Source organism: Bergeriella denitrificans NBRC 102155, assembly GCF_001592185.1.
Lineage (GTDB): Bacteria > Pseudomonadota > Gammaproteobacteria > Burkholderiales > Neisseriaceae > Neisseria > Neisseria denitrificans.
In genome coordinates, this window is the sequence record NZ_BCWL01000179.1 from 1 (window position 1) to 4,450 (window position 4,450).

General features: G+C 57.4%; 4 protein-coding genes. 3 read left to right on the forward strand and 1 reads right to left on the reverse strand.

Features of this window, described 5'->3' with window-relative positions:
- Window positions 1-36: 36 nt before the first annotated feature.
- Window positions 37-1,503: a pyruvate kinase gene (pyk, locus tag BDE01S_RS08650; RefSeq protein ID WP_066080262.1), complete on the reverse strand. Its 1,467-nt coding sequence runs from the start codon at window positions 1,501-1,503 to the stop codon at window positions 37-39.
- A gap of 190 nt (window positions 1,504-1,693) precedes the next feature.
- Between pyk and BDE01S_RS08655 the strand changes: the two genes are divergently transcribed.
- The 3 genes from BDE01S_RS08655 to BDE01S_RS08665 all read left to right on the forward strand — a co-directional run bounded on the left by BDE01S_RS08655 (window position 1,694) and on the right by BDE01S_RS08665 (window position 4,264).
- Window positions 1,694-2,173 carry a hypothetical protein gene (locus BDE01S_RS08655; protein WP_066080271.1) on the forward strand — a complete coding sequence of 160 codons (480 nt, stop codon included), beginning with the start codon at window positions 1,694-1,696 and terminating at the stop codon, window positions 2,171-2,173.
- 340 nt (window positions 2,174-2,513) lie between these two features.
- Window positions 2,514-2,852, forward strand: a complete 339-nt coding sequence (locus tag BDE01S_RS08660) for a P-II family nitrogen regulator (protein WP_066080265.1) — start codon at window positions 2,514-2,516, stop codon at window positions 2,850-2,852.
- A 104-nt stretch (window positions 2,853-2,956) separates the two neighbouring features.
- Entirely contained in the window at window positions 2,957-4,264 is a 1,308-nt protein-coding gene (locus BDE01S_RS08665; protein WP_066080268.1) for an ammonium transporter, read from the forward strand.
- The last annotated feature ends 186 nt before the right edge of the window (window positions 4,265-4,450 follow it).

Sequence of the window (4,450 nt, forward strand, 5' to 3'; positions counted from 1 at the left end):
AAATTCATTTCTCCGACTATATTTCACAGCGGCGGCTTATTTCACGCTCAATACTTCCAGCGTGTTGGTGGAGCCGGTTTCACGCATTTTCGAGCCGCTGGTAATCAGGTACAGATCGCCTTGCGACAGGATGTGGTGTTCGACCAAAGTCGCTTCCACTTCGTTCAACGCCTTATCGTGATTGGTGCTGGTGGCCAAAATCATCGGGCGCACGCCGCGGTACATGGCCATGCGGCGTTGGGCGGATACGCTCGGGGTGAGGGCGAAAATCGGCAGCTGGATATTGTGGCGGCTGATTTCGAAGGCGGTGGAGCCGCTTTCGGTCAGGGCGACAATGGCTTTGGCACGCACCGCGCGCGCGACGCTTACGGCACCGGCGGCCACCGCTACATTGGTGCTGACCTGCTCATCGGTCTGCTCGGCCACGCCGATTAAGGAATCCTGCTCTTTTTCTGCGGCGGCGCAGATAATCGCCATCTGCGTTACGGTTTCAAACGGATAAGCGCCCACGGCGGTTTCGGCGGAACACATCACCGCGTCGGTACCGTCCAGCACGGCGTTGGCGACATCGCTCACTTCGGCGCGGGTCGGCACGGGGTTGGTAATCATGCTTTCCATCATCTGCGTGGCGGTGATGCTGAAACGGCGCAGCTCGCGGGCGCGGCGGATCATGCGTTTTTGCAGCGCGGGTACGGCGGCATGGCCGACTTCCACGGCCAAATCGCCGCGTGCGACCATAATGCCGTCTGAAGCCAAAATGATTTCGTCAAGATTTTCAATCGCTTCCACGCGCTCGATTTTGGACACCAAGCCGGGGCGCACGGCATCGCTGCCCCGCATTTCTTCTTCTACTTTGGCACGCGCGATGTGCAAATCTTCGGCGGATTTCACGAAGCTGACGGCCAGATAATCGCAGCCGATGGCCACCGCCGTTTTCAAATCGCGGAAATCTTTTTCGGTCAGCGCACCGGCCGACAGGCCGCCGCCGCGCTTATTGATGCCTTTGTTGCTCTTCAAAACATGGCTGTTTTCCACACGGGTGACGATGCGGCTGCCTTCTACGGCCTCCACCGTCAGCGTCAGCAGGCCGTCGTCCAGCCACAATACGTCGCCGGCGCGCACGTCGTTGGGCAAATCGCGGTAATCCAGGCCCACGGCTTCGCGCGTACCTTCGCCTTCCAATGAGGCATCCAACACCAGCGTTTCGCCCTGGTTCAGCTGGATGCTGCCGCCGGCAATTTTGCCGACGCGGATTTTCGGGCCCTGCAGGTCGGCCAAAATTGCGACTTCCTGGCCGCAACGCTTGGCGGCTTCGCGCACGAGGCGCGCGTTTTCCGCGTGAAACTCGGCCGTACCGTGGCTGAAATTGAAACGGACGACATTCAGGCCGCCGACGCGGATCATGTCTTCCAATAACTGCACATCGTTGCTGCCCGGGCCCAGGGTGGCGACGATTTTCGTATTGTGGCTGATGCGGGCGGTATCGCGTTTGGCTGCGCTCATGGCTCTTTCCTTTCTCTTTCTGTCCGGGGTACGGCATGGGGTTGATGGATAAGCCATTGTAACGCGAAATCCGCTATAAATGGCGGAAAATTACAGAATTTTATCTCTTAAAACCCGTTCACATTCTTGTAATATTACACATAAAATCGGCTACAATGCCCGGGTATCTCCGATTTATCTTTTGAACAACATGAAACGCCTGCTTACTTCCCTGCCGGTCTGGCTGGTTTTGTGCGATATGGTTTACGGCTTCGCCCTCAATCTGATGCAAAGCCAGAGCGCCGCCGCCCGCCCCTCCGATACGCTGGTTACGCCCGACATCGCTTTCAGCGGCCTGCAGCTGGCTGCCAACGGCGGCATGATACTCATCATCGGCTTCGGCCTGCTGGTTTTACTCAAGCTCAACAGCAGCGTGCTGCAGGGCCGCATCCTGCCCATCGGCATTTTCCGCACGCTGGGGCTGCTGGCGGTATTGGCGTTCAGCATTCCCTCGCTGTGGGAGTGGCTGTGGGCCGTCGCCGCGCTGGCTTCGGGGCAGCAGGTCTTCAATGTCGGCAACATCCGTTATTTTATTACAGCTTTATGTCTGCCGCTGATTGCCCTGCTCTGCCTGCTGCGGCTGTTCGGCTGGTACCGCCTGCACCGCCAAACCGCGCCGGAAGAAGTCTGACCCGCACCCGGAAAACGGCATGGCCGTCTGAAAACTGAATTTCTCCCACAATAAGAAGCCGTCTGAAAATACCGCATTGGATTTTCAGACGGCTTTTGTTTGCCCGCTTCGGCTGCCAACCATCTTCAGTCTTCCCTTCCTGCTTTAAAAGTTTTTAAAAAATCTACAACATCCGACTACATTTTATCCAGCTTTAAAATTTTATATTTTTGAAAAACAAATAGATGAATTCAGCGCCCCAAAATTTCAAATGTAAAATTGTCAACAATTATTGCCAAAATCCGTTTTCAGGCGTATCGTGAAAACACGTTAAATTGTCAACAATCCAGAAAGGGATGCCATGAAAAAAGTAACCGCCATGATTAAGCCTTTCAAGCTGGACGATGTTCGCGAAGCCTTGGCCGAAGCGGATATCCACGGCATGACCGTCAGCGAGGTCAAAGGCTTCGGCCGTCAGAAAGGCCATACCGAAGCCTATCGGGGCGCGGAATATGCGGTGGATTTTATTCCGAAAGTCAAAGTCGAAATCGCCGTGGCCGACGAGCGGGTGGAACACGTTATCGAAACCATTGTCTCCGCCGCCCGCAGCGGTAAAGTCGGCGACGGCAAAATCTTCGTCGAGCCGCTCGAGCAGGTTATCCGCATCCGCACCGGCGAAACCGGCAACGATGCCGTCTGAAAATCGCGCGCCGTATCGGGCGCAGTCCAAACGGTTCAAGCCATGCCGTATCACTCTGCCTGAGGGCGGCTTGGCCGCTTGAACGAAACATCAAAGGAAACAATATGAACAAAGCAGCCCTAACCTTTCCCGTTTTGCTGGCCGCGCCTTATGCGGCAGCCGCTACCGATTGGTGGCAGCCCTATTCCGCCATCAATTCCGGCGACACCGCCTGGGTGATGACGGCGGCGGCTCTGGTGTTATTTATGACCCTGCCCGGCCTGGCTCTGTTTTACGGCGGCATGGTGCGTAAGAAAAACCTGCTCTCCACCATGATGCACAGCTTCTCCATCGCCGCGCTGGTGAGCGTATTGTGGGTGGCAGTGGGCTACTCGCTGGCCTTTACGCCCGGCAACGCCTTTATCGGCGGGCTGGACAGGGTCTTTCTCAGCGGCATGGGCGTGGATGCGGCCAAACAGATGACGACGGTATCGCCCAACGCCGGCAGCGTGCCCGAAACCGTATTTATGTTTTTCCAAATGACGTTTGCAATTATCTCCACCGCCATCATCACCGGCGCGTTTGCCGAGCGCATGAAGTATTCAGCGATGATGCTGTTTTCCGGCATTTGGTTTCTGCTGGTTTATGTCCCTACCGCGCACTGGGTATGGGGCGGCGGCTTTATGAGCGAGGGCGGCGTATTGGATTATGCGGGCGGCACGGTTGTCCACATCAACGCAGGTGTGGCGGGCTTGGTGGCGGCGCTGGTCTTGGGCAAACGCGTGGGCTACGGCAGAGAAGCCATGCCGCCGCACAATATGGCGCTGACCTTAATCGGTGCAGCCATGCTGTGGTTCGGCTGGTTCGGCTTTAACGCCGGCTCGGCGGTTGCTGCCGATGCATCGGCGGGCATGGCGATGGCGGTGACGCAGATTTCGGCCGCGTTCGGCGCCGTCACCTGGCTGGTTTGCGAAAAACTGGCCGGACACAAACCCTCTGCCCTGGGCTTGGCTTCCGGCGCGGTGGCAGGCTTGGTCGGCATTACGCCTGCGGCAGGCTTCGTCGCCACCGGCGGCGCAGTCGCCATCGGCATCATCACCGCTGCGGCTTCTTACCTTGCCGTGGCCGTCATCAAACACAAGCTGGCCTACGACGACTCTCTGGACGCGTTCGGCATCCACGGCTTCGGCGGCATGGTCGGCGCGGTGCTCACAGGCGTGTTTTTCAACAATCAGGTGTTCGGCGGCGATGCTTCGGTCGGCACGCAAGTATGGATTCAGCTGAAAGACGTGTTGATTACCACGGCATACAGCGGCCTGATGAGCTTTGTAATTTTGAAAGGCGTATCGAAAATCTGCGGCGGCCTGCGCGTGGATAAAGACACCGAACGCGAAGGTTTGGACATCCATATCCACGGCGAACGAGTGGAGTAAGCCCCAGCACCGGCCGGGCGGCCACATCCATGCCGGTGCTTTGATGAAACCGATTAAACCGCCAAAAGCCGTCTGAACATACCGCATGGTTTTCAGACGGCTTTTTCCCGCAATGACACGCCCCGAGCCCCTAAGCTGCCCGATTACCGACACCGCCCCGCGGCTACCGAACAGCAGCCGTAGGTC

What these genes read in the sequence shown, in the direction of transcription:
- BDE01S_RS08665 (WP_066080268.1), top strand. Translation starts at nt 2,957, where the DNA reads ATGAACAAAGCAGCCCTAACCTTTCCCGTTTTGCTGGCCGCGCCTTAT.
- pyk (WP_066080262.1), bottom strand. Translation starts at nt 1,503, where the DNA reads ATGAGCGCAGCCAAACGCGATACCGCCCGCATCAGCCACAATACGAAA.
- BDE01S_RS08655 (WP_066080271.1), top strand. Translation starts at nt 1,694, where the DNA reads ATGAAACGCCTGCTTACTTCCCTGCCGGTCTGGCTGGTTTTGTGCGAT.
- BDE01S_RS08660 (WP_066080265.1), top strand. Translation starts at nt 2,514, where the DNA reads ATGAAAAAAGTAACCGCCATGATTAAGCCTTTCAAGCTGGACGATGTT.